The organism is Pseudomonas sp. G3-19 (assembly GCF_054855875.1).
Genome location: NZ_JBMPIQ010000003.1, coordinates 752,067 through 777,914 on the forward strand (window position 1 = coordinate 752,067; position 25,848 = coordinate 777,914).

At 57.2% G+C, this 25,848-nt stretch carries 19 protein-coding genes, 2 tRNA genes and 3 rRNA genes; 11 read left to right on the forward strand and 13 right to left on the reverse strand.

What is annotated here, in order from left to right:
* Positions 1-56: 56 nt before the first annotated feature.
* Positions 57-1,091, reverse strand: a complete 1,035-nt coding sequence (locus ACOYXI_RS03355; protein WP_098968348.1) for an NAD(P)/FAD-dependent oxidoreductase — start codon at positions 1,089-1,091, stop codon at positions 57-59.
* 136 nt (positions 1,092-1,227) lie between these two features.
* Here ACOYXI_RS03355 and ACOYXI_RS03360 point away from each other — a divergent pair, with 136 nt between their 5' ends.
* Both ACOYXI_RS03360 and ACOYXI_RS03365 read left to right on the forward strand, forming a co-directional pair.
* Positions 1,228-2,343 (forward strand): saccharopine dehydrogenase family protein, encoded by a 1,116-nt coding sequence (locus ACOYXI_RS03360; RefSeq protein ID WP_461674311.1) that lies wholly within the window; start codon positions 1,228-1,230, stop codon positions 2,341-2,343.
* Between the two features lie 2 nt (positions 2,344-2,345).
* A complete protein-coding gene (locus tag ACOYXI_RS03365; protein WP_098968350.1) occupies positions 2,346-2,834 on the forward strand; it encodes a DUF2269 family protein in 489 nt (162 codons plus the stop codon).
* Between the two features lie 8 nt (positions 2,835-2,842).
* Here ACOYXI_RS03365 and ACOYXI_RS03370 read toward each other — a convergent pair whose 3' ends face one another.
* Positions 2,843-3,295, reverse strand: coding sequence for a thiol-disulfide oxidoreductase DCC family protein (locus ACOYXI_RS03370; protein WP_139054607.1), 453 nt, complete (start codon positions 3,293-3,295; stop codon positions 2,843-2,845).
* Positions 3,296-3,984: 689 nt separating this feature from the next.
* Between ACOYXI_RS03370 and ACOYXI_RS03375 the strand changes: the two genes are divergently transcribed.
* From ACOYXI_RS03375 to rrf, 5 genes are all read left to right on the forward strand, one after another.
* Positions 3,985-5,521: ribosomal RNA gene (locus ACOYXI_RS03375) — 16S ribosomal RNA — on the forward strand.
* Positions 5,522-5,602: 81 nt separating this feature from the next.
* A tRNA-Ile gene (locus ACOYXI_RS03380) sits at positions 5,603-5,679 on the forward strand.
* A gap of 29 nt (positions 5,680-5,708) precedes the next feature.
* Positions 5,709-5,784, forward strand: a tRNA-Ala gene (locus ACOYXI_RS03385).
* 247 nt (positions 5,785-6,031) lie between these two features.
* A 23S ribosomal RNA gene (locus tag ACOYXI_RS03390) occupies positions 6,032-8,923 on the forward strand.
* Between the two features lie 153 nt (positions 8,924-9,076).
* Positions 9,077-9,192, forward strand: a 5S ribosomal RNA gene (gene rrf / locus ACOYXI_RS03395).
* The 16S, 23S and 5S rRNA genes sit together here with 2 tRNA genes alongside, the layout of an rRNA operon.
* An 81-nt stretch (positions 9,193-9,273) precedes the next feature.
* Here the strand turns inward: rrf and ACOYXI_RS03400 are convergent.
* Genes ACOYXI_RS03400 through ACOYXI_RS03410 form a run of 3 tightly spaced genes read right to left on the reverse strand, consistent with a single transcriptional unit; the run spans position 9,274 to position 12,477 of the window.
* Complete coding sequence (locus tag ACOYXI_RS03400; protein WP_461675537.1) at positions 9,274-10,203, reverse strand: alpha/beta hydrolase fold domain-containing protein; 930 nt, start codon at positions 10,201-10,203, stop codon at positions 9,274-9,276.
* A gap of 37 nt (positions 10,204-10,240) precedes the next feature.
* Positions 10,241-11,497, reverse strand: a complete 1,257-nt coding sequence (locus ACOYXI_RS03405) for an MFS transporter (protein WP_461674312.1) — start codon at positions 11,495-11,497, stop codon at positions 10,241-10,243.
* A 47-nt stretch (positions 11,498-11,544) separates the two neighbouring features.
* A complete protein-coding gene (locus ACOYXI_RS03410) occupies positions 11,545-12,477 on the reverse strand; it encodes a DMT family transporter (RefSeq protein ID WP_256662000.1) in 933 nt (310 codons plus the stop codon).
* A gap of 99 nt (positions 12,478-12,576) precedes the next feature.
* On the opposite strand from ACOYXI_RS03410, the gene ACOYXI_RS03415 reads away from it, so the two are divergent.
* Positions 12,577-13,443 (forward strand): LysR substrate-binding domain-containing protein, encoded by an 867-nt coding sequence (locus ACOYXI_RS03415; protein ID WP_134786161.1) that lies wholly within the window; start codon positions 12,577-12,579, stop codon positions 13,441-13,443.
* 49 nt (positions 13,444-13,492) lie between these two features.
* Here the strand turns inward: ACOYXI_RS03415 and proP are convergent, their stop codons facing one another.
* Positions 13,493-14,995: a glycine betaine/L-proline transporter ProP gene (gene proP / locus ACOYXI_RS03420; RefSeq protein WP_134786162.1), complete on the reverse strand. Its 1,503-nt coding sequence runs from the start codon at positions 14,993-14,995 to the stop codon at positions 13,493-13,495.
* Positions 14,996-15,225: 230 nt separating this feature from the next.
* Here proP and ACOYXI_RS03425 point away from each other — a divergent pair, with 230 nt between their 5' ends.
* Positions 15,226-17,430 (forward strand): OsmC domain/YcaO domain-containing protein, encoded by a 2,205-nt coding sequence (locus ACOYXI_RS03425; RefSeq protein ID WP_210559168.1) that lies wholly within the window; start codon positions 15,226-15,228, stop codon positions 17,428-17,430.
* A 507-nt stretch (positions 17,431-17,937) separates the two neighbouring features.
* On the opposite strand, the gene ACOYXI_RS03430 is transcribed toward ACOYXI_RS03425, so the two are convergent.
* On the reverse strand, positions 17,938-18,219 hold the full coding sequence (locus ACOYXI_RS03430) for a hypothetical protein (RefSeq protein ID WP_461674313.1): 282 nt from the start codon (positions 18,217-18,219) through the stop codon (positions 17,938-17,940).
* 88 nt (positions 18,220-18,307) lie between these two features.
* Here ACOYXI_RS03430 and ACOYXI_RS03435 point away from each other — a divergent pair, with 88 nt between their 5' ends.
* On the forward strand, positions 18,308-18,820 hold the full coding sequence (locus ACOYXI_RS03435) for an AAA family ATPase (RefSeq protein WP_461674314.1): 513 nt from the start codon (positions 18,308-18,310) through the stop codon (positions 18,818-18,820).
* Positions 18,821-18,903: 83 nt separating this feature from the next.
* On the opposite strand, the gene ACOYXI_RS03440 is transcribed toward ACOYXI_RS03435, so the two are convergent.
* Entirely contained in the window at positions 18,904-19,143 is a 240-nt protein-coding gene (locus ACOYXI_RS03440; protein WP_461674315.1) for a hypothetical protein, read from the reverse strand.
* A gap of 65 nt (positions 19,144-19,208) precedes the next feature.
* The gene (locus ACOYXI_RS03445) at positions 19,209-19,685 is read right to left on the reverse strand and encodes a hypothetical protein (protein WP_098968357.1); all 477 of its coding nucleotides are present in this window, start codon (positions 19,683-19,685) and stop codon (positions 19,209-19,211) included.
* A 320-nt stretch (positions 19,686-20,005) separates the two neighbouring features.
* On the opposite strand from ACOYXI_RS03445, the gene ACOYXI_RS03450 reads away from it, so the two are divergent.
* Positions 20,006-21,925, forward strand: a complete 1,920-nt coding sequence (locus tag ACOYXI_RS03450; protein WP_461674316.1) for a tyrosine-protein phosphatase — start codon at positions 20,006-20,008, stop codon at positions 21,923-21,925.
* Between the two features lie 539 nt (positions 21,926-22,464).
* Here ACOYXI_RS03450 and ACOYXI_RS03455 read toward each other — a convergent pair.
* From ACOYXI_RS03455 to ACOYXI_RS03470, 4 genes are all read right to left on the reverse strand, one after another.
* A complete protein-coding gene (locus ACOYXI_RS03455; RefSeq protein WP_134786165.1) occupies positions 22,465-23,439 on the reverse strand; it encodes an AraC family transcriptional regulator in 975 nt (324 codons plus the stop codon).
* Between the two features lie 187 nt (positions 23,440-23,626).
* Positions 23,627-24,148: a hypothetical protein gene (locus ACOYXI_RS03460; protein WP_098968361.1), complete on the reverse strand. Its 522-nt coding sequence runs from the start codon at positions 24,146-24,148 to the stop codon at positions 23,627-23,629.
* A gap of 384 nt (positions 24,149-24,532) precedes the next feature.
* Entirely contained in the window at positions 24,533-25,261 is a 729-nt protein-coding gene (locus ACOYXI_RS03465) for a peptidoglycan recognition protein family protein (RefSeq protein ID WP_461674317.1), read from the reverse strand.
* Positions 25,261-25,803: a PAAR domain-containing protein gene (locus ACOYXI_RS03470; RefSeq protein WP_461674318.1), complete on the reverse strand. Its 543-nt coding sequence runs from the start codon at positions 25,801-25,803 to the stop codon at positions 25,261-25,263. The genes ACOYXI_RS03465 and ACOYXI_RS03470 overlap by 1 nt, the downstream gene beginning before the upstream one ends.
* Between the last annotated feature and the right edge of the window lie 45 nt (positions 25,804-25,848).

The following is a 25,848-nucleotide window of genomic DNA, read 5'->3' on the forward strand; positions in this document are numbered from 1 at the left end:
CATCGTACAAGATGGCATGCCGTTGCCAGCGCTGCATTTTATCGCGGGTGAATTACTCAAAACGCTGATTGGAATCGATCTGGCCGACACGGCGCTAACGCGGTCGCAAAGCCTCCCCCGACGATCTCCTCGGCCACCAGTCGTCCTACGACTGCCGCCAATGTCACGCCCGGATGCATGACGCAAACATAGGCACCGCTGAGGTTCGGCAGATAGCCAATGACTGGAATGCCATCGACAGGCATTGGTCTGAGGCCGACGCACGCCGTTTGCGGCTCTATGGATAGCACCCCGTGCAGTTCGTGCTGGATGACTTTGGCCGTTCTCTGTGCGATGGCTTGCGCGCTGTTTTGCGGCGCCTCATCTACGTAGTCTTCTGCAGCGAGCAACGTACCGTCAGTGTCTTGCCTGATTTCCATTTCGGGGCTGGAGATGATCGTGTTCACTCGTTGGGGTTGGGTTTTGTAACGGATGAATATTGCGGGTGAGGCGTCGATGGGCAGGGTGACGTTCAGTTGATCCACCAACAGCGGGGTGGCGGTTCCGGCTGCCAGTACGACAACGTCGGCATCGTGCTTGCCCGTCGCAGTGATCACGCCGCTGACGATACCGTCCAGAATCTGCAAACCGAGCACTGGCGTATGGGTAAGCAGAGTCGCTCCTTGCGCCTGCGCACCTGCAATCAAGGCCCGCGTTGCCTGCACGGCATCCAGCGCGCCTTCTTCGGCGGCAAAGAACGCCCGTTCTGGAGGATGTTTGAGGTTGGGTTCAAGCTCGAGAATCTGCGCGCTATATATAGAAGGCGCTTGAAACCGGCCATCGCCGTAAGACAGCGCACCGGTCCAGCGCACCTTCAGCCCCGGCAGCTCGGATTCGAGTCGGCGGTATTCTGCGATGGCCGCTGCGCGCAACGGCGCAATGGAATCCGGTCCGCCGTGCGAAGTATTGATCCAGGCGAAGGAGCGGCCCGTCACACCGGACGCAATCTCACCGGCCTCGACCATTATGACGTGTGCACCTTTCGCGGCGAGATGATACGCAACTGACGCGCCGACGATTCCCGCGCCGATGACGATGATTCGTTTACTCATATCAACCTCCGTTGTCGAGGCGCTGACGTTACTACATCGCCGCCCTTTGACGCAGGCTTGCCTGACCCGGTGATATCAGGGAAGCTGCGCCGAATCCGGTTACGGGTCAGTTGTTGAATTGTTCAGGGAAGCGTTGATGGCACTCAGGGTGTTGGTGGTTGGCGGGTATGGAAACTTTGGCAGTATCGTTTGTCGGCATCTGATCGACATGCCGGGCGTCGAACTGGCGATCTCGGGGCGCGATCCGCAGAAGCTGGAGCGCAAGGTCGCTGAGTTGGGGGCGAGCTGCGAGCGCTGGTGTGGTGATGCGATGGGCGCCGGTTTCACCGCTGCTCTGCGCGCAATGAATATTCAACTGGTGATTCACACGGGCGGCCCGTTTCAGGGGCAATCCTATGCAGTGGCCGAAAGCTGCATCGAGGCGGGCGTCAATTATTGCGATCTGGCGGACTGCCGGACGTTCGTCAATGGCATCGGCACACTCGATGCACGGGCGAGGGAGGCCGGTGTCGTCATCCTCAGTGGTTGCAGTTCGGTGCCGACGCTGTCGTCGGCGATCATCGATGAGCAGCGCCATCACTTCAAACGCATCAACTCGATCGAGCACGGCATTTCCTCGTCAGCGAAAATGCCGGGGTTGTCGACGATTGAGGGTGTACTGGCGTATGCGGGCAAACCGATCCGCCAACTGCGCAATGGTCAAGTGCATGAGGTGATGGGCTGGGAAGACCTGACCCTGCGCAAGCTGCAGAACCTGGGTACTCGTGCGCTGGCCAATGTTGATGTGCCGGACATGGACATCTTTGCCAGCCGGTTTGGTGCGCACACGTTGAGTTTCAAGGCAGGCGCTGGCCTCAAGCTCGGCGGCGTGGCCAATTATCTGTTTGCACTGGGGATGAGGAAAGGGCTGGTGCGTGACCACAGGGTGTGGGCGGCCCGGTTGCATCGCTGGGGGACATGGTTTGAGCGTTTCGGTGATGGCAAAAGTGCAATGTATATAGATGTGCGAGGTGTCGGTTTGAACGACCAGCCGTTGTCGATGATGGCGCAACTGACCGCGCTGAATGACAAGGGGCCGGAGATCCCTAGTTGTGCTGCCGTCGCTCTGGCCGCGAAGATCGCCCGAGGTTACTTGCCCGAACCGGGGGCTCGTCCATGTGTTGGTGAGATCAGCGTCGACGAATACATGGCAGCGATCAACGATCCGCAGAATCTTGGCCTGTCCGTGATGTTCTCTGACGGGATGCGTTGAGCATGCTTTATCTGAGCGTGAAGTACGTGCATGTCATCGCTGCGATTTTCCTCTTCGGCTTCGGCATGGGTTCCTATCTGTACCTGATCGCCGCCAGTCGCACGGCCAATCCGCAAGTGATTGCACATGTGGCGAAGATGGTCGTGCGCTATGACGCCTGGATCACCACGCCGGCGGGCTTCATCCAGATCGCGACGGGTTATTGGCTGACAAGGCTTTCCGGGTTGCCCTTGACCACGGAATGGGTGCTGATGTCGCTGATCCTGTTCTTTATCGTGGGCTCGCTTTGGTTGCCGGTGCTGTTGCTGCAGAAACGTTTGCTGGGGATGGCGGCGGACGCGGTGCAATGTGGCGCAAGGCTTGATGCTGATTACCGGGCTGTTTATCGGCAGTGGTTCTGGATGGGTGTTTGCGGGTTTCTCGGGATGTTCGTAATTGTTTTGATGATGGTGACGAAGATGACGCCGGGGCAGTGGCTGCAGTTGATGTAGCTGAGCATTCACATTGGCGACTTGAGAAAGCGTCGTTCGTGATCGGGGTCGGGTAACAGGCAGGTGTCGTACTTGCCGAAGATCCGATAACGATTCAGCGCCACGCGGTCGTAGGTCCAGTCTCTAAGTGCTCGTGGGAAAACTCGCAGAAGCGTGATCGGCGACCAACGAGCCGGCAGTTGTGCAATCACTTCGAAGAACGCATCGGAGCGCACCCAGTAATGCTCGTCGCGGATCACCGCCATAGTGTCGAATTCGTCCACCGGGAGACCGGCCCATGCCAGCAAGGCCTGACCTTCTGGCGATTGCACTGCCGCCAGGCGCACTCGCTGTTTGTTGTCGTGGCGAATCAGAAAACGCGCCCAGCCGTTGCATAGCTTGCAGACGCCGTCGAACAGCACCACGGTCTCGCCTGGATTGAGCAGGGGCGCTGGGGTAGGGCGTATTCGGGAGCCGGGCAAGGGCCGGGATCCAGGAAGTTGGGCTGTCATTGTGAGGCATCATCCGAAGGCGTTGTTTTAGGCGATGGGCCGTATGCTGCGCATCTGTTGACGGTGCGTCTATATATAAGCAGGCTTTTTCGGTGCATTGATAGAAAACTGAAATTAACGGTTGACGGCAGATTCAGGAGGTCTATAATTCGCCCCACTTCCGGCGCAGTCGAAACGGAAAACTCCTTGAGATTCAATGAGTTACGCAGTTTTCGACAGCGACTTGCTTCAGTTCATCGAAGCCTGGAAGGAGTTGAAAGAGCGGTGATGTTTGGCTCTTTTGACGGTTCGATCTTCTCGGTCGAAAGCGGAGAAAAAGAGGTGTTGACAGCAGCGTGTAACGCTGTAGAATTCGCCTCCCGCTAACGAGAGATCGGAAGCGCAAGTGGTTGAAGTTGTTGAAGAAATCTTCGAAAACTTCTGAAAATAATCACTTGACAGCAAATGGGGCTGCTGTAGAATGCGCGCCTCGGTTGAGACGAAAGATCTTAACCAATCGCTCTTTAACAACTGAATCAAGCAATTCGTGTGGGTGCTTGTGGAGTCAGACTGATAGTCAACAAGATTATCAGCATCACAAGTTGCTCCGCGAGAAATCAAAGATGTAACCAACGATTGCTGAGCCAAGTTTAGGGTTTCTTAAAAACCCAAAGATGTTTGAACTGAAGAGTTTGATCATGGCTCAGATTGAACGCTGGCGGCAGGCCTAACACATGCAAGTCGAGCGGATGAAAGGAGCTTGCTCCTGGATTCAGCGGCGGACGGGTGAGTAATGCCTAGGAATCTGCCTGGTAGTGGGGGACAACGTTTCGAAAGGAACGCTAATACCGCATACGTCCTACGGGAGAAAGCAGGGGACCTTCGGGCCTTGCGCTATCAGATGAGCCTAGGTCGGATTAGCTAGTTGGTGAGGTAATGGCTCACCAAGGCGACGATCCGTAACTGGTCTGAGAGGATGATCAGTCACACTGGAACTGAGACACGGTCCAGACTCCTACGGGAGGCAGCAGTGGGGAATATTGGACAATGGGCGAAAGCCTGATCCAGCCATGCCGCGTGTGTGAAGAAGGTCTTCGGATTGTAAAGCACTTTAAGTTGGGAGGAAGGGTTGTAGATTAATACTCTGCAATTTTGACGTTACCGACAGAATAAGCACCGGCTAACTCTGTGCCAGCAGCCGCGGTAATACAGAGGGTGCAAGCGTTAATCGGAATTACTGGGCGTAAAGCGCGCGTAGGTGGTTTGTTAAGTTGGATGTGAAATCCCCGGGCTCAACCTGGGAACTGCATCCAAAACTGGCAAGCTAGAGTATGGTAGAGGGTGGTGGAATTTCCTGTGTAGCGGTGAAATGCGTAGATATAGGAAGGAACACCAGTGGCGAAGGCGACCACCTGGACTGATACTGACACTGAGGTGCGAAAGCGTGGGGAGCAAACAGGATTAGATACCCTGGTAGTCCACGCCGTAAACGATGTCAACTAGCCGTTGGGAGCCTTGAGCTCTTAGTGGCGCAGCTAACGCATTAAGTTGACCGCCTGGGGAGTACGGCCGCAAGGTTAAAACTCAAATGAATTGACGGGGGCCCGCACAAGCGGTGGAGCATGTGGTTTAATTCGAAGCAACGCGAAGAACCTTACCAGGCCTTGACATCCAATGAACTTTCCAGAGATGGATTGGTGCCTTCGGGAACATTGAGACAGGTGCTGCATGGCTGTCGTCAGCTCGTGTCGTGAGATGTTGGGTTAAGTCCCGTAACGAGCGCAACCCTTGTCCTTAGTTACCAGCACGTAATGGTGGGCACTCTAAGGAGACTGCCGGTGACAAACCGGAGGAAGGTGGGGATGACGTCAAGTCATCATGGCCCTTACGGCCTGGGCTACACACGTGCTACAATGGTCGGTACAGAGGGTTGCCAAGCCGCGAGGTGGAGCTAATCCCACAAAACCGATCGTAGTCCGGATCGCAGTCTGCAACTCGACTGCGTGAAGTCGGAATCGCTAGTAATCGCGAATCAGAATGTCGCGGTGAATACGTTCCCGGGCCTTGTACACACCGCCCGTCACACCATGGGAGTGGGTTGCACCAGAAGTAGCTAGTCTAACCTTCGGGAGGACGGTTACCACGGTGTGATTCATGACTGGGGTGAAGTCGTAACAAGGTAGCCGTAGGGGAACCTGCGGCTGGATCACCTCCTTAATCGACGACATCAGCTGCTCCATAAGTTCCCACACGAATTGCTTGATTCATTGAAGAAGACGATAGAAGCAGCCCGAAATTGGGTCTGTAGCTCAGTTGGTTAGAGCGCACCCCTGATAAGGGTGAGGTCGGCAGTTCGAATCTGCCCAGACCCACCAATTTTTGTGTGGGAAACCTGTAGAAATACGGGGCCATAGCTCAGCTGGGAGAGCGCCTGCCTTGCACGCAGGAGGTCAGCGGTTCGATCCCGCTTGGCTCCACCACCACTGCTTCTGAAGTTTGAAAGCTTAGAAATGAGCATTCCATCGCTGTGATGGTGAATGCTGATTTCTAGTCTTTTGATTAGATCGTTCTTTAAAAATTTGGGTATGTGATAGAAAGATAGACTGAACGTTACTTTCACTGGTAACGGATCAGGCTAAGGTAAAATTTGTGAGTGACTCTTAAGAGTTTTGCGAATTTTCGGCGAATGTCGTCTTCACAGTATAACCAGATTGCTTGGGGTTATATGGTCAAGTGAAGAAGCGCATACGGTGGATGCCTTGGCAGTCAGAGGCGATGAAAGACGTGGTAGCCTGCGAAAAGCTTCGGGGAGTCGGCAAACAGACTTTGATCCGGAGATGTCTGAATGGGGGAACCCAGCCATCACAAGATGGTTATCTTGTACTGAATACATAGGTGCAAGAGGCGAACCAGGGGAACTGAAACATCTAAGTACCCTGAGGAAAAGAAATCAACCGAGATTCCCTTAGTAGTGGCGAGCGAACGGGGACTAGCCCTTAAGTGGCTTTGAGATTAGCGGAACGCTCTGGAAAGTGCGGCCATAGTGGGTGATAGCCCTGTACGCGAAAGTCTCTTAGTCATGAAATCGAGTAGGACGGAGCACGAGAAACTTTGTCTGAATATGGGGGGACCATCCTCCAAGGCTAAATACTACTGACTGACCGATAGTGAACTAGTACCGTGAGGGAAAGGCGAAAAGAACCCCGGAGAGGGGAGTGAAATAGATCCTGAAACCGTATGCGTACAAGCAGTGGGAGCCCACTTTGTTGGGTGACTGCGTACCTTTTGTATAATGGGTCAGCGACTTATTTTCAGTGGCGAGCTTAACCGAATAGGGGAGGCGTAGCGAAAGCGAGTCTTAATAGGGCGTCTAGTCGCTGGGAATAGACCCGAAACCGGGCGATCTATCCATGGGCAGGTTGAAGGTTAGGTAACACTGACTGGAGGACCGAACCGACTACCGTTGAAAAGTTAGCGGATGACCTGTGGATCGGAGTGAAAGGCTAATCAAGCTCGGAGATAGCTGGTTCTCCTCGAAAGCTATTTAGGTAGCGCCTCATGTATCACTGTAGGGGGTAGAGCACTGTTTCGGCTAGGGGGTCATCCCGACTTACCAAACCGATGCAAACTCCGAATACCTACAAGTGCCGAGCATGGGAGACACACGGCGGGTGCTAACGTCCGTCGTGAAAAGGGAAACAACCCAGACCGTCAGCTAAGGTCCCAAAGTTATGGTTAAGTGGGAAACGATGTGGGAAGGCTTAGACAGCTAGGAGGTTGGCTTAGAAGCAGCCACCCTTTAAAGAAAGCGTAATAGCTCACTAGTCGAGTCGGCCTGCGCGGAAGATGTAACGGGGCTCAAACCATACACCGAAGCTACGGGTATCACGCAAGTGATGCGGTAGAGGAGCGTTCTGTAAGCCTGTGAAGGTGAGTTGAGAAGCTTGCTGGAGGTATCAGAAGTGCGAATGCTGACATGAGTAACGACAATGGGTGTGAAAAACACCCACGCCGAAAGACCAAGGTTTCCTGCGCAACGTTAATCGACGCAGGGTTAGTCGGTCCCTAAGGCGAGGCTGAAAAGCGTAGTCGATGGAAAACAGGTTAATATTCCTGTACTTCTGGTTATTGCGATGGAGGGACGGAGAAGGCTAGGCCAGCTTGGCGTTGGTTGTCCAAGTTTAAGGTGGTAGGCTGAGATCTTAGGTAAATCCGGGATCTTAAGGCCGAGAGCTGATGACGAGTTACCTTTTAGGTGACGAAGTGGTTGATGCCATGCTTCCAAGAAAAGCTTCTAAGCTTCAGATAACCAGGAACCGTACCCCAAACCGACACAGGTGGTTGGGTAGAGAATACCAAGGCGCTTGAGAGAACTCGGGTGAAGGAACTAGGCAAAATGGCACCGTAACTTCGGGAGAAGGTGCGCCGGTGAGGGTGAAGGACTTGCTCCGTAAGCTCATGCCGGTCGAAGATACCAGGCCGCTGCGACTGTTTATTAAAAACACAGCACTCTGCAAACACGAAAGTGGACGTATAGGGTGTGACGCCTGCCCGGTGCCGGAAGGTTAATTGATGGGGTTAGCTAACGCGAAGCTCTTGATCGAAGCCCCGGTAAACGGCGGCCGTAACTATAACGGTCCTAAGGTAGCGAAATTCCTTGTCGGGTAAGTTCCGACCTGCACGAATGGCGTAACGATGGCGGCGCTGTCTCCACCCGAGACTCAGTGAAATTGAAATCGCTGTGAAGATGCAGTGTATCCGCGGCTAGACGGAAAGACCCCGTGAACCTTTACTATAGCTTTGCACTGGACTTTGAATTTGCTTGTGTAGGATAGGTGGGAGGCTTTGAAGCGTGGACGCCAGTTCGCGTGGAGCCATCCTTGAAATACCACCCTGGCAACTTTGAGGTTCTAACTCAGGTCCGTTATCCGGATCGAGGACAGTGTATGGTGGGTAGTTTGACTGGGGCGGTCTCCTCCTAAAGAGTAACGGAGGAGTACGAAGGTGCGCTCAGACCGGTCGGAAATCGGTCGTAGAGTATAAAGGCAAAAGCGCGCTTGACTGCGAGACAGACACGTCGAGCAGGTACGAAAGTAGGTCTTAGTGATCCGGTGGTTCTGTATGGAAGGGCCATCGCTCAACGGATAAAAGGTACTCCGGGGATAACAGGCTGATACCGCCCAAGAGTTCATATCGACGGCGGTGTTTGGCACCTCGATGTCGGCTCATCACATCCTGGGGCTGAAGCCGGTCCCAAGGGTATGGCTGTTCGCCATTTAAAGTGGTACGCGAGCTGGGTTTAGAACGTCGTGAGACAGTTCGGTCCCTATCTGCCGTGGACGTTTGAGATTTGAGAGGGGCTGCTCCTAGTACGAGAGGACCGGAGTGGACGAACCTCTGGTGTTCCGGTTGTCACGCCAGTGGCATTGCCGGGTAGCTATGTTCGGGAAAGATAACCGCTGAAAGCATCTAAGCGGGAAACTTGCCTCAAGATGAGATCTCACTGGAACCTTGAGTTCCCTGAAGGGCCGTCGAAGACTACGACGTTGATAGGTTGGGTGTGTAAGCGCTGTGAGGCGTTGAGCTAACCAATACTAATTGCCCGTGAGGCTTGACCATATAACACCCAAGCAATCTGCATGCTCGAAAGAGACCAGATTGCGGTGTGTGAAGACGCAATGAACCGAAAGTTCGCGATGCTCACAAACACCTGTATCACATACCCGATTTGCTGAAGCGAGGCCAACCGGTCACGAGTCAGTACCCGAATTTCTTGACGACCATAGAGCGTTGGAACCACCTGATCCCATCCCGAACTCAGAAGTGAAACGATGCATCGCCGATGGTAGTGTGGGGTTTCCCCATGTGAGAGTAGGTCATCGTCAAGATTAAATTCCGAAACCCCAATTGCGAAAGCAGTTGGGGTTTTGTTTTGCCCGCAGGAAAGTATTTTCCTGCCAATACAGGCCCTAACTGCTTGTTTTTGCCCTGATCTGACGCGAAATCCAAGCCCGACTGTAGGACAAAACACGACTAGCCATGGTGGTCGGAAAATGGATAAAGCCATGGGCGGACGAGGGCAGTAGATGGATTTCAACCGGTGCTGATTGTTGCCAGCGCTCAGCCAGTTCCAGCGTGTCATCGCGCAGCGGATCCAGTTCACCGGTGAACATCAACGCCGGTGGCAATCCGCTCAAGTCGCCGTACAGCGGAGACAGTGGCGCCTGCCGGCGTTCATCATCGCTCAATCCTGGAGTCAACAAGCGTAGCGCCTCGACCATTCCCGGGCCGTCGAGTACCAGCGTGTCAGCAGGTGCTGCGTGCACGCTTGGGGTGCCGGCGAGATCGTAAACGCCGTAATAGAGCAGGGCGCCGCTGACCCGCTGCAGCAAATCGGATGATGCTTTGAGCGCTAACAGGGTGGCAGCTGCCAGATGCGCGCCTGCCGATTCGCCGACAACGATTACCGGCAGGCCGACGAACTCCGTGCAATCATCGCTCAACAGCCAGCGTGCGGCGCATAGACAATCCTGCATGAGATCCTCAACTGGCGTATTGACTGCCAACCGATAGTCGACCGATACCACCGCCACGTTGCATGCCTTGACCATGCCGATATTAAGGTCGTCGTTCATCCGTGCATTGCCGATCACCCAGCCGCCACCGTGGTAATCCAGCACCACACCTTGAGCCTTTCCTTGCGGGCGGATGATTCGGACGGGTACTGAAGTGCCTTGTGAGTGGACCACAATGTTCTGCGCATGAAGATCATGCTTGAGCGTTTTATCCGCGCTGACAATCTGACTGGCACGCAGCAATGCCTGGATCAAACGCGGCGTCAGCCGATTGCGGATGCGAAAGCGCGGCAGCCAGGCGAGCTTGCGATTGAAGCGTTGCATCTGCGCCAGATCACTATCGCTGAACTTAAGCACATTCTTAGCCAAATCCTTCCTCCTTAGGTTGCAGCGCCGGCTCAATATTCCCCACCTGCGGCAATGTCTCAGGCACCGCCAGCCACAACAGCACAAACGCCACTCCGGCAATCACCGCCAGGGTCAGAAATGCCGCGTTGTAACCGGCCTCCTGCAGCACAATGCCCGCCACGCTGGCACTCAATGCTGCGCCCAGACCAAACACCGTCGAGAGAGCGCCGAGGCTGATGTTGAAGTGTCCAGTGCCCAGCGTCAGGTCTTTCACTACCACCGGGAACAGCGCACCGAAGATCCCCGCGCCGACGCCGTCGAGCATCTGCACCGCTACCAACCAGTAAGGGTCGGCGGATAACGTATAAAGCACGCCACGCAGCTGCAGAATCAGGAAGCCTGCGAGTAGCAGCGGCTTGCGTCCCCAAACATCGGCTTTGGCCCCGACCAGCAAGGCGACCGGCACCATGACCAGTTGTGCGGCAACGATACAGGCCGAGGTCAGTGGCGTCGCCATCTGCAAGTTGACCTGCGCCAGTTTCTGGCTCACCAGTGGCAGCATCGCTGCGTTGGCCAGGTGAAAGAGGGCGCAGCAGATGGCGAACATCAGCAGCGCCTTGTTGGTCAGCAGCACCGCCAATCCCGAAGGCGCCTTGGCGTGAGTGGCGTCGCTGGGGTCAAGGCCCCGGGCCAGATCATGGTTGATCGCGTTGGCATCGACGAAGCTCACGGCGATAACACTGCACAGCGCCATGACCGCCATCAGATAAAACACCGCCACCGGCCCGAACAGGTACGCGAATCCACCGGCCAGCAGCGCCGCGCAGGCGTTGCCGGCATGGTTGAAGGTCTCGTTGCGTCCGGTGCGTCGGGTGAACGCGCGCGGCCCGGTGATGCCCAGGGTGATCGCCGAAATGGCCGGAGCGAACACCGATGCCGCGGCGGCGCTCAGCGCTTGGGTGATCGCTACCAGACTGAAGGACGTCACGAAGGGCAACACCACGCAACTGCCGGTCACCAGTAACGCGGCAATCGCGATCACCGCTCGTTTACTGCGTGTGTTGTCGACCAGGGCCCCGGCGGGCGTCTGGGTGACAAGGGCGGCAATGCCAGCGAGGGTCATCACCAGCCCGATGCTGGCCGGCTCCCAGTGATGAACGGCCAGCAGGTAAATGGCCAGATACGGCCCGAGCCCGTCGCGCACATCGGCGAGGAAGAAATTCAGGCTGTCCAGCGAGAGGTTGTTGCGACGATCGGTATGAGTGACCACGCTGGCATCTTCAATAAACGAGGTTCGGCGAAATGCCTCAACCTCCGCTAAGTCAGTGACTTGTCGCCAGCGGATTTAGTTTCCTGGCGAATGCCGACGGCACACACTTTTTCGCTCGGCGCTCGCACCAGCAATGGCAACCCGACCAGGGTCAGACCGATACCGAGTAGCGCGCTGGCACTCAGCGGATCGTCGAACTGCATCCACGCCCACAACAATGTCACCGGTGGCGTCAGAAACAGCGCGCCACTGATGCGCTGTATGCTGAATTGCTGCAAGCACAGCCAATAAAATCCGTAGCCACCAAACGTCGAGAAGATCACCAGCCACAGCACGCCACTGACGAAATCCGCAGTGATGGGCGGGCGCAATTCACCCTCAAGGCCAGCCAGCAGCGCAAATACAGGAATCACCGCGCATACCTGAATGAACAGCGCCGTGGTGGCCGGTATTGCAATGCCCGGCCGGGCTTTCTCAAACAAGGTGGCCGCCGCCAGCGACAATACCGCCAGTAACGGCAAGCTGTAGGCCCACAACCCCGCACCGGCCCATTCGACACTCGCGGCGCTGGCCAGCAGCATGCCGATCACGCATAGCGCCACACCCAGCCATTGCCAGCCACGTGTGCGCTGGCCTGGGACGCTGCCGGCCAGCAGCACGATCGTCAGCGGCAACAGATTGGCAAACAGTGACGCAGTGCCAGGCGTGACGCCAAGTTGAATCGAGGCGGCAATCGGTCCGATGTAGCCACCCATCGCGAATAGCCCAAGCAGTGCCTGATTCCACATGTCCTTGCCGCGTAAACCACGCAAGCCGGGCCAGGCGAACGGCAGCAACAGCAATGCCGCCAATACAAAACGCCACAACGAGGCCAGGTATACGCTGCCCTGATCGGCGACGTAGCGATAGCCAATGAACCCCGAACTCCAGCTGACCACCATTGCCATCAGCAGTAAAAAACGAACAGGCATGACGTTCATCGCATGGCACCTGACAGAGGAATGAGTTCGATGATATGAATCAAGCACTGATGCATTCAAACGATACGATCCGCACCACTGATGCAGGAATTCTCAAGCATGGCCGAAGCCCTTGATATCGAACTGTTGCGCACCTTTCAGGCAATCGTGCGCTTCGGGCAATTTCTCGCCGCCGCGAGTTTCCTCAACAAGAGCCCGTCAGCGGTCAGCCTGCATGTGCGGCGTCTGGAAGCGCTGGCGGGCGGGCGCTTGCTGGAGCGCGATAACCAGACGGTCAACCTCACGCCACTGGGTCGACGCTTCGCCCTGCAGAGCGCCGATTTGCTACGCCACCACGATCAATTGCTGGCGAGTTTCAGCACGCCGCTGGCCAGCGGGCGGGTTCGCCTGGGGATTTCCGAGGAATACGCCGGCGCGGTCCTGGGCTGTACGTTGCCGCACCTGTCGGCAGATTTTCCGCACATCGAATTGGAAGTCGAAACAGGTGCCAGCGGTCGGTTGAGTGCGCGTCTGGAACGCGGGCAACTGGATCTGGCGTTGCTGGTGGTCGTCGCAGACGCGCCGCCATCGACGCGTTGCGTAAGGATGCTGGGCCTGACCCAGCCCGTGTGGGTTGCCGCGCACAATTACACGCAGGATCTCACCCGGCCGGTACCGCTGGCCTTGCACGGCAAGGGTTGTCCCTATCGCAGCGTTGCCGTGGATGCATTGAGCGAGCAGGGACGCCGGTGGCGCGCAGTGATTGTCAGCGCCGGTGCCAGCGCGCTGGAAACAGCCATCGAGGCCGGACTGGCGGTGGGCATTGTTGATCGTGCGCAAGTGCGACCCGGCCTGCGCGTGTTGAGCAGTGAGGAGGGGCTACCCGAGTTGCCGCTGCACGAGTTGCGCCTGATGCAGGCACCGGGTGAATTGAGTGAGGCGGGGGAGGTTCTGGTGCGCTTGATCGGTGACGGCTTCGTGTTGTGACGCGTTGAGCGACGGCGGCCTCCGGGCAGGGCCGCCGTCAGTCATTACATCAGTTGATGCGCGGATGCTGCTGCACCAAATCCTTGCGCTTGGCTTCCAGTTCGGCGATTTCGGCGTCGATGTCTTCGATTTTCTGCTCGATGTTGTCGTGATGTTCCTTGAGCAGTTCCTTGGCTTCCTCAAGATCCGACGCCGCCGGTGCGGCACCGCGCAGCGGTTTGTTGGCGGTCTCTTTCATGGTCACGCCGGTGATCAGGCCGACCACGGCAATCACCATCAGGTAGTAGGCCGGCATGTACAGGTTGTTGGTGCTTTCTACCAGCCAGGCCACGGCAGTCGGGGTCAGACCGGCGATCAACACCGAGACGTTGAACGCGGCGGCCAGTGCGCTGTAGCGGATGTGCGTGGGGAACATTGCCGGCAGGGTCGAGGCCATGACACCGATGAAGAAGTTCAGCAACACCGCGAGGATCAGCAAGCCGGAGAAGATCAGGCCGATCTTGCCGCTGTTGATCAGCATGAACGCCGGAATCGCCAGCAGGAACAGGCCGATGCTGCCGACCACAATGAAGGGCTTGCGGCCGATCTTATCGCTGATAAAACCGATCGCCGGCTGCACGAACAGCATGCCGACCATGATCGCGATGATGATCAGCACGCCACGGTTTTCGCTGTAGTGCAGGTTGTGCGACAGGTAGCTCGGCATGTAGGTCAGCAGCATGTAATAGGTGACGTTAGTCACCGCCACCACGCCAATGCAGGTCATCAGGCTGCGCCAGTGTTTGGTCGCGACTTCCTTGAACGAGACCTTCGGCCCGCCCGCCAGACCTTCACGGTCGCCTTCTTCGAGTTTCTCGACGTGCTGTTGAAACGCCGGCGTCTCTTCCAGCGCATGCCGCAGATAGAGGCCGATCATGCCCAGCGGCAGGGCGAGGAAGAACGGCAGACGCCAGCCCCATTCGAGGAATTTCTCTTCGCCGATGATCGTCGAGATCAGCACCACCACACCGGCGCCGAGGACGAAACCGGCAATCGAGCCGAAGTCCAGCCAACTGCCAAGGAAACCGCGCTTGCGGTCGGGCGCATATTCGGCGACGAAGATCGAGGCGCCGGTGTACTCACCGCCGACCGAGAAGCCCTGAGCCATTTTCGCCAGCAACAGCAGGATCGGCGCCCAGATGCCGATCGACTCATACGACGGTATCAGGCCGATGGCGAAGGTACTCAGCGACATGATCACGATGGTCGCGGCCAGCACTTTCTGCCGCCCGTATTTGTCGCCCAGCGCACCGAAGAACAGGCCGCCCAACGGACGGATCAGGAACGGCACCGAGAAGGTCGCCAGCGCTGCGATCATCTGCACGCCAGGATCGGCGCCGGGGAAGAAGATCTTGCCCAGTGCATAGGCGACGAAGCCGTACACCCCGAAGTCGAACCATTCCATGGCGTTGCCCAGTGCGGCAGCGGTGATCGCCTTGCGCATCTTGGCGTCGTCGACAATCGTGATGTCTTTCAATCCGATGGGATTGACCTTGTTTTTCCTTGATTTCATGCGGGTCACTCATAGCTGAACGGATTCGATGCCATTGTTTTGCTGGCATGGGTTCTTTCCGTCAGATACAAGAAGACACGAAAAAATTCACTGCTCAGGGCATTTTTGTCGTTCGCACCCGCCAAGACGCAGCAGAGCCCACCCGGCGGCGATTACGCAAAAGCACAAGACGTCAGGCTGAAAACCCGGATAATGGCCGCCAATTCGTTTCTGCTCTCTGGTAAACCCGCATGGAAATCAAGGTCAACTTTCTCGACAACCTTCGACTTGAAGCCAAGTTCGACGACTTCACGGTGATCGCCGATCAGCCCATTCGCTACAAGGGCGATGGCTCGGCACCGGGGCCGTTCGACTACTTCCTGGCGTCGTCGGCCTTGTGCGCGGCTTACTTCGTGAAGCTGTACTGCGAAACGCGCAATATCCCGACCGAGAATATTCGCCTGTCGCAGAACAACATCGTCGACCCGGAAAACCGTTACAACCAGATCTTCAAGATCCAGGTCGAATTGCCAGCGGACATTTCCGAGAAGGATCGTCTGGGCATCCTGCGTTCGATTGATCGCTGCACGGTGAAGAAGGTCGTGCAGACCGGTCCCGAGTTTGTGATCGAAGAAGTCGAGAACCTCGACGCCGATGCGCAGGCCTTGTTGATGCCGCATTCGACTTCCGAAGCCGGCACCTACATTGCCGGTAAAGATCTGCCGCTGGAGCAGACCATCGCCAATATGTCGGGAATTCTCGCCGATCTGGGGATGAAGATCGAAATCGCCTCGTGGCGCAACATTGTGCCTAACGTATGGTCGCTGCACATCCGTGATGCGCATTCGCCCATGTGTTTCACCAACGGCAAAGGCGCGACCAAAGAGGGCGCGCTGGCCTCGGCACTGGGCGAGTTCATCGAGCGCCTGAACTGCAACTTCTTCTACAACGACCAGTTCTGGGGCGAGGACATCGCCACCGCCGAGTTCGTGCATTATCCGAACGAGCGCTGGTTCAAGCCCGGTCCGAAAGACGAGCTGCCGGCAGAGATTCTCGACCCATACTGCCTGGACATTTACAACCGCGACGGCGAGCTCAAAGGCTCGCACCTGTTCGACACCAACTCCGGCAACACCCAGCGTGGCATCTGCTCGCTGCCGTTCGTGCGCCAGTCGGACGGCGAGGTGGTGTACTTCCCGTCGAACCTGATCGAAAACCTGTTCCTGAGCAACGGCATGAGCGCCGGCAATACCTTGGCCGAAGCGCAGGTGCAATGTCTGTCGGAGATCTTCGAGCGCGCGGTCAAACGCGAAATTCTCGAAGGCGAGATGGCTTTGCCCGACGTGCCGCAGGAAGTGCTGGAGAAGTACCCGAGCATTCTCGCCGGGATCAAAGGCCTGGAAGAGCAGGGCTTCCCGGTGCTGGTCAAGGACGCGTCGCTGGGCGGTGAATTCCCGGTGATGTGCGTGACCCTGATGAACCCGCGCACTGGCGGCGTGTTCGCCTCGTTCGGCGCGCACCCGAGCCTGGAAGTGGCGCTGGAACGCAGCCTGACCGAACTGCTGCAGGGCCGCAGTTTCGAAGGCTTGAACGATCTGCCGCAACCGACTTTCTCGGGCCAGGCCGTGACCGAGCCGAACAACTTTGTCGAGCACTTTATCGACTCCAGCGGTGTGGTGTCGTGGCGCTTCTTCAGTGCCAAGTCTGACTTCGAATTCGTCGAGTGGGACTTCTCGGGGCAGGGCGAAAACTCCAACGCCGAAGAAGCCGCAACGCTGTTCGGCATCCTCGAGGAAATGGGCAAAGAAGCCTACATGGCGGTCTACGACGACCTCGGCGCCAACGCTTGCCGGATCCTGGTGCCGGACTACTCGGAAATCTATCCGGTGGACGACCTGATCTGGGACAACACCAACAAGGCCCTGCAATTCCGCGCCGACATCCTCAACCTGCACAGTCTGAGCAAGGTCGGCCTGCGCAACCTTGCTCAAGGCCTGGAAAACAGCGAGCTGGATGATTACACCGACATCACCACGCTGATCGGTATCGAGTTCGACGACAACACGCCGTGGGGCAAACTAACGATTCTGGAACTGCGCCTGCTGATCTACCTCGCCCTGCAGAAATTCGAACAGGCCAAGGATCTGGTCGAAGCCTTCCTGCAGTACAACGACAACACTGTCGAGCGCGGTTTGTTCTACCAAGCGGTGAACGTGTGCCTGGAAATGGAGCTGGACGAGGATCTGGAGCTGGCCGATTACGAGGCCAACTTCCGCCGCATGTTCGGCGACGAGCGCATGGACGCGGCGATCGGTTCGGTCAATGGCAGCGTGCGTTTCTACGGTCTGACGCCGACCAGCATGAAGCTCGAAGGGCTGGATCGTCACCTGCGTCTGATCGACAGCTATAAGAAGCTGCACGCGGCGCGGGCTAATGCGGCGGCGTTGAATCGCTGATAGCAGACGGTCACTTCTGCTGAGTAAACCTGTCGTGAGGGGATTTATACCCGATGGCGCGCAAAGTGGGCCGGGCTTCTTCAACCAATAAAGAAGCGGGCCTGCTACGCAGTCCATCGGGGATAAATCCCCTCACCACAAGTGAGTATTGTGGGGACATGGAGTCGGCAAAATGACTCTCACGAATACTGCTGTGTACTTGAACGCCAACGCCATGAACCGCATGGATCAGGACGGCACACTGGACGCCAATCCCGTCTCCGCCGCAAAACCTGCGGGAACCCGCCGCTAATTCTGAGTCCACTGCACAACCCCATGTGGGAGCGAGCCTGCTCGCGAAGAGGGCGTGTCAGTCGCCATCGCTTTGGCTGACAGATCGCATTCGCGAGCAGGCTCGCTCCCACATTGGATTTCTGGCAGCCGCCAATCCTGAGTCCACCCAATAACCCTGTGGGAGCTGGCTTGCCAGCGATAGGGCCGTTTCAGCCAACATCATTATCGGTGCCGTCAGCGCTTGCACTGCGCCTGCACCACCTGGCAAGTGTTCGGCGTCCCTCCGGAGCGGCTCGCATAACGCATGCAGTTATTCAACGACTTCTTGCGCGCCATGCTCAAGGTATCGCCCCAGGCCAGACCGCCTTCGCCGGAAGTGGGCACGGCTTTGGCGTAGCAGTTCGAGCCGTTGGTGGCGTAGCGCTTGCTCGAACAGCCGGCCGTCAGCGCCATGGCAGTGGCGAGCAGGGTAAGTAGCACCCAGGACGAGCATTGGCGTGCGGTGATTGTGGTCATCTGGGTTCCTCGTTGGGTCATGCGCCTCAATTGCCTCGCCGACAGGCGTTGGGCATTATCCAGCAATCGACATAAGGAAGCGTCCCCAATGCGTGCACCCACACTACACCTGATGTGCGGCAAGATCGCCTCGGGCAAATCGACACTGGCCCAATTACTGGCTGAGGAGCACCGCGCGCTGGTGCTCAGTGAGGATCAGTGGCTGTCGCGGCTGTATCCGGAGCAGATCAAATCCGTGGCGGATTACCTTCGATGTGCGCGGCAGATTCGCGGCGTGCTGGGGCCGTTGGTGATCGATCTGCTTAGCGCGGGGGTGAGTGTGGTGCTGGATTTTCCGGCCAATACCGTGGCGGATCGGCAGTGGTTGCGAGGGCTGGCGGATACTGCAAAAGTGCCGCATTGCCTGCACTATCTCGCGGTGGATGACGATACTTGCCGCGCCCGGCTGCATTCGCGCAACGCGCTGGCGGAGCACGAGTTTGCCGCTTCGGATGCAGAGTTTGATTTGATCACCAGCTACTTTCAGGTGCCGGAAGCAGGCGAGGGGCTGGAGATCGTCATGCACCGCAATCGTTCGTTAGCAGGGCTAGCTCCGCAATGAACTCGGGCGGCGGTCAATCCTGAGTCCACCACATAACCCCTGTGGGAGCTGGCTTGCCAGCGAAGGGGCCGTGTCAGTGGCCATCACTTTGGCAGGCTCGCCCCAATCGCCAGCAGGCTAGCTCCCACAATGATCTCCACCGCCTGATCCACGGAGAGACTCGTGGTGTCGAGCCGAAGGATCGGCTGCGCCCAGGCTTCAAATTCGTGATTCGCCACGGAGGACCAGGTCGGTGGTGTCAGCCCCGTGATGTCTGATTGCCGCTGCTCAACCCGACGACGATGCTCACGTCGATCCGAGCAAATCACTTCGATGTTGAGCAACGGCGCACCCGAGCGAGCCGCGATGTCGGCCCACGTCGCGTGCAGAAGTGGATGAAGAACTTGACCTACAAAGCCCACATCCGAACCAGGGCAAATTGCAGATCCACAGTGACGCATGTCCGGCCATCCACCCATTCATCTTCGCGAAGGCGACGTCCGGTATTGGTTTCGCGCTCGCCTTTGGCGATGACCAGGACGAACAGGCGGGTGGGGCATTCGAAAGAGCGCAACCGATCAACATCGGCCCGCACTGACCAATCGCCTTCCAGGCACTTGGCCTGCGAGACATCGCCCAGGCATTTGATTTCGGCGACCATCCTCGGCGCACCGTTGTCGTCCAATGAGTACAGGTCCGCTTTGCGTCGGTCGCCTATCGGCAGATCCGTCCAGATCTCGATCTCATCTTCGAACCAGGCTTGCAGACTGATCTGGGCTTGAATCCAATGCTCGCGGCAACTGTTGAGTTGCAGCACTTGCTCAAGATTCTTCTCCATGCCGCGAAAAGCCCGCTCGAACAAACCGAGCCATTGAGTGGTGTCCATTTCACATTTCCTGTGTCAGTCCATTTGGGGGAGGGATTATGGACGGAATCGCCTTCAACCGAAAACTCCACATTCTTCACCGAACCCTGTAGGAGTGAGCCTGCTCGCGATAGCGGTATATCGCTGACATTTGCGTTGTCTGACCCACCGCTATCGCGAGCAGGCTCACTCCTACAGTGGCTCTCCGGCAGATACGGACAAAAAACGCAGCCCACGGCCCAATCGCGCAGGCATTTGCGTGCGCAGTCGTTCTGTCATATTCGGTATCAGTTGATTGCAGATAGTAGCCAGCCCAATGCTAATTCCAATGAGGCTGCACTGTGTTTCAACGTCTTGTGTGTTCGCTGTCCGTTCTGAGCCTGTCCATCGCCGCTGCCCACGCCGCCGAGCCTGTGGTGCTCGACACGCCGCGCCTGCAAAGCATCGACAACTTCCGTGATGTCGCCGGCCTGACTACTGCGTATTCCACCGCCCACGACGGCACCATGCGTAGCGGCGTGTTTTACCGCTCCAACGCGATCACGCCGTCGGCAGCGGATCTGGCGACCCTCAACAGCCTCGGCATCAAAGCCGTCTACGACCTGCGCACGCCGAGCGAAATCGCCGGCACGCCGGATACGATGCTGAGCGGTGCGACCTACCAGAACATCGACATTATCGGCAGCACTACCTCGGGCGCGAACATCACCACCGTGTCGTTCAAAAGCGCCGCCGACGCCATCGCCATGATGGAGCAGACCAACCGCGCCTTCGTCAGCGACGCCGGGATGCGCGGTCAGTTCGGCAAGCTGTTCAACGAACTGGCTACCACCGACGGCGCACAATTGTTCCATTGCACCGCCGGCAAGGACCGCACCGGCTGGACCGCCGCCGTGCTGCAGAGCATCGCCGGGGTCGATAACGCGACCATCATGGCCAACTACCTGGCGACCAACGACTACACCGCCGCCCGCGTCGCCGCGACTCTTAAAGCAATGCCGCCAAGCATGGCTTCGGTGTACGCGCCGCTGCTCGGCGTGCAGGCCAGTTACCTCCAGGCCGGTCTGGATGAGGTCACCGCCGAATACGGCAGCATGGACAACTACCTCAAACAAGGCCTCGGCCTGTCGCAGGAAACCATCTACGTGTTGCGCGGCAAACTGGTCGAGTACAACAGCCTGCCGGGTCAGGCGGGGTTGATCGGCAACGCCGCTGCCGGTGCCCAATTGCTCCGCGAGTTGCAGAACACCAACCTGTCCGGCACCTACAGCGCCTACAACTACTACCTGCAATCGGCCATCGACGCCGGCACCCTCGGCGGTGTCGAGTCCCATGTCGGCGGTCAGGTTCACGCTGACGCCGCCAGCTACCTGCTGCGGCAGAATGCGCTGATCGAGCAAGCCGCCGCGCCTTACGCCAGCGGCACCGATCTGAAAGTCGGCCAATACCGGTTGTGGACCACCGCGCTTGCCGGATACCTCGGCACCGACGGCTCGTCCCACGCCGAGAGCAGCAACGAACACAGCCAAGGCCTGATGGTCGGCATCACCCAGCGCTTCTCCGAACAACTCAGCGCGCGCGGCGGTTTCGGCTACAGCAAAGGCACCGTCGGCGGCGGGGGTGGCGAGGCCGATACCGACTTCACCTTCTTCAACCTCGGCGCGCGCTACGGCTTCACTAGCCTGGAACGTGGCCTGTTCGTCGACGCCAACGCCAGCGCCGGCTACGTCGATTACGACAGCAAACGCGAACTCGGTGGCGGCCTCGGCGCGGCCAAGGGCGACACTCACGGCAACCTCACCGGCGCGACGTTGGCGCTGGGTTACCGCGCACCGGTCAACGGCATGATCCTCGAACCGAGCCTCGGCGTGCGCATCAGCCACCTCGACCTCAAAGGCTTTAAAGAGAAGGGCAGCGAACTGGCACTCGACATCGACGACAACACCGCCACCCGCCGCAGCACCGTCGCCAACCTCCACGTGGCATTTGCCCCGGTGGCGATGGGCGCCTGGCAACTGGTGCCGGGCGTACGAGTCGGCTACGAACGCACCCTGGGCAACAACGACGTCAACAGCCAGGGCCACCTGCTGGGCCTCGACATCGAACAGCGCGCCGCCTTCGACAACCGCGACCAGTTCAGCGGCGGCGTCAACCTGATGGCCAGCCTCGGCGCGGTCAGCGTCGGCGCAGAAGTCGGTGCCAGCGGCGGTGGTGACAGCCACGGTTTCAGTGGCAGCCTGAAGGCCAGTTACGCGTTCTAAAGCAGGGACAACCGCGCAAGGTCAAGGACGACCACCATTCACAAAGCACCAGCAAAATATGGTGGAGCAGGGAACGGCCAACCCTGAGTCACCGCAAAAACTTGTGGGAGCGGGCTTGCTCGCGAAGAGGCCGTGTCAGTCACCATCACCTCGCCTGACCCACAGCATTCGCGAGCAAGCCCGCTCCCACATTCAGATCCCGGCCAGCCGCCAAACCTGAGCCCATCACATCAGTCGTGTCACCGACCAGCGCCAGTCTTGAGTCCACCAACTAACCCTGTGGGAGCGAGCTTGCTCGCGAAGGCGCCATGTCAGCCAACATCACCTTGGCTGACCCATCGCATTCGCGAGCAAGCCCGCTCCCACATTCAGATCCCCGCCAGCCGCCAAACCTGAGTCCAGCACATCAGCCGTGTCACCGACCAGCGCCAGTCTTGAGTCCACTGCATAACCCTGTGGGAGCGGGCTTGCTCGCGAAGGCGCCATGACAGCCAACATCACCATCAACTGATCCACCAGCATCCCCGCCGATAAACCAATCAACCCCGCCCTCTCAGATGCGCCGGACTCACCCCATACGCCTGCTGAAAATACTGACAAAACCGCCCGACATTACTGAAGCCAAAGCGCAACGCCACCTCCGTCACCGACGCCGAATGCCGCTGCCCCAGCGCCTCGAAAGCGCGCTCCAGCCGCACCTGCCGCTGATACGCCACAATCGACATCCCGACAAACCGTCGAAACCCCTCCTGCAATGCGCGCTGACTGACATTGCTCAACCGCGCCAACTCCACGCCACTCACCAGTTGCTCCGGATGCGCCTGAATAAACTCCATCGCCAACTTCACATGCCGCGGCGCCACCCTCGGTGCCGGCTGGCGCAACGCCTCGGTAAAATTGTGCGGCCACGCCTCCAGCACCGCATCGATCAACATCTCGCGCAACCGCGACGGCATCAGCGTCCCGCTGTTGAGCAACAAATCAAACTCCGTCCCCGTCGCCAGATCAATCAACGCCTTGATCCCGCCAAACGCCGCCGAGTGCAGATCCACCACCGGCTCAAATACAATCTTCTGCACAATGGGCCGCCCCAACAACGCCGCCAACCGCTCCGTCAGTTGCCCCCGATTCACCGAAATCCCGTGCTGCGCGTGATTGTCGAGAAACCGCATCGAGCGGATATCCGCCTTATCAATCGCCAACCCCACTTGCGCCACACCGACGGACTCGGTGCGGTGGTTGAACACAATCTTGCCCGCCGTGGGAATCACAAAAGTGATCTCGTCCTGCGGGTCGGGGAAGGTGACGGTGAAATCACCGTGGTAATGCATACGCCGGAAACTGACCCCGTCGTGCCGCCCGTAGACGCCGCCGATGATGATGTTGGAGGGGATCGGCGGGGTGTCGGCGTAGCGATTGCCGAAGAGCCGGGAGAAGAGGGCGCCGAAGTCTTCGGAGTGGAGGTTTTCGGAGCGGAGGATGATTTTTTGGCGGGGTGGGGCGACGGAGTACACCTTGGGGCACCTTTTGTTGGGGCTCTTAAGTAAGTGGGGAGGAGGCGCAGGGGAGGTTAGCAGGTTGGGGGTGACAGGTTTGTGACGGGAGATTGAGCCACTGGAGGCAGGTTTCCTTTCGACCAATAACCCCCAGGTATATCCAGCAGCAGTCAGATACTTCAGGTTGTTCTTGCTTAGGTTTTATCTAAGGCTTCTTAAATATCTGTTCTGTCATTTTCGTGGTTGGAATGATCAATGACTTTGTGTAATAGGTTTTATATCCATACGCGGTAATGCGTACCTTGCAGGGTATGAAAGCTTTATTGGCTAGTAGCGGTCGGACGGCTTCGTAATCATTCAGATCGAGTTGCGTCCCGTAGGGTCTAGCGTTGTAGAAAACAAGCTCTGAGGTGAAAGTGTAATTTGGTCTGGTTTGGCTGCTCGCATTCACCAGGCCTTCAGCCTTTATATTGATTGAATGCTTGGACGAAAAATCCATATCGCCGTCTAGTGAGCAGATCAGCGTTGGCGTGAGCTGATTAGAGTTCTCGAAATCATTGAATGCGCTAGCCAAATCTACTGTTGAAGTGAATTTCACAGTAAAAAGATTATTCGGTCCTAATTCGAAAGACGATAAAGTAAGGTCGGCGGGCGGGATGTTGGCTGTTTTTACACAGCCAGCGCAGAGAAGTAATGTCAGGTAAACGAAGCCGCGATATAGATTCATTGGCCGAAAATACCATTGATGGAATCAAAAATCAGATCGAGCGCTGATTTTGCTTCCTGAACAGGTTGAATGAACATCCAGTTATTCGGCTTGTCTTGTTTTATCTCTTTGCGCACATTTCAATTTCAGCTTGTGTTGACACTTTTGTGTCAATACCTAATCTGTATTTGCAATAGTCAATGATGTCCTGCCTTTGCTCGTTCGTGAGTTTTTCTACTCGACGGTAATTCCCATCGTTTGCATGGATGTTTGTAAATTTCACACGCATGCTTGGATCCTTCTTAATGAAGAAAACTCGATTGACCTCACCATCAGATACTTCGTTATAGAAGCCCACGTTCAGGATGATTAAAAGCGAGACCAATCCTGCAAATATAAAATATTTCATTCCGCGCCTGGCTTCGGTGGTGGGAGAAGTCCGGTCTTGGTGCGGATGTTTCTGACAAGCTCCATGCCAATGTTGCCGGGGCAGATTTTCCCTTCACTCACTTGGCCGGGGTACTCCCGGTGGCCGCCAAAATTCTTGATCAGAAAAACGTCTTTAAGCACTTTGATCAATCGCAGTAACGAGTCAATCTGTGCCGCAGGTATGACATTTGTTGTGCTAACCCCGAAGTACTCCAGGGTTTCCCTGCCTTTCGCAACGATGTCTCCGCCTTCCTCTGCAGTAGTCAGGTTTTCCAGAAGCACTATTCCGATCACGCCTGTGTTGAACAGGTGAACGTTCGACCCTAGAAACCTGATGTCACGGCCTTCGAGAACCGTTCCGTCGCAAGCGATCCCATAGTGGTAGCCGATATCGTCAAAGCCGTTACCCATGTGATGGGATTGAACGCCTTTCATCTGCTTGCTTCCGCCTGGAGTGCATTCGTATGAGCGCCCGGCATGATGCAGAGCAATCATTGAATAGTCCCAATCCTTTTCCATGTCAGGTTTGGCCTTGGCCGCTCCCCAACTAGAGCGTTCGGTAAAGACGCCACCTGCCTTTCGAAAGCTTTGAATGATCGCTTCGCGTGTCGCCGCACGATCATCGACTTTTACCGGGATGGGGCACATGAACTCGCCGGGTCTGATTTTTTGAGCGGTCGCTTTCGTTGAGAAATTGTCAGCCATTACTGCCCCTCCGACAGTTCGTCGAGTGTTCTTGCCGGAGCATTAAATATGACGTGCAGAGAGATTTTTGAGTCTTTCGATGGCGCCTTTACGTGAGCAACTCCACTTGCATCCGTGACGCCCGTGATTTTTACCCCGTCGATGGTTGCAACAAAATCCCTGAGTGCCAATGGCTCACCGGTCTCGCTATTGAGCACGCTGAATGATTGACCAAAGGTATTAGGCAGGACTAACGGCAGTGGAGGCGTAAACGGCGCGGGAGTATGCGAATTGCCAATGATTACGGTACCGGAGCCACTGATGACATTGTTGCCATGAGCCCCCGTGCTACCCAAGGTTGCTGCGGGCAAGCCATTGATGAGAACCGTGGAGGCGACGTCTCCGACAATTGCGCTTCCACATGCGCTCTTGTCAGTCTGTCGTGCGGCAGCCAAGCCATCGAAGAAAACGTCTGGAGACCCAGAGGCTATTGGGTTGACTCCGTGCCCTGGTAGTGGGCAGGACGTGGGATCGGTAATACGAGCGGCAGGTTTGCCCGACATCTTGAACATCCTTGTAGAAGTAACGGCAGTCGAAGTCTGGCATAG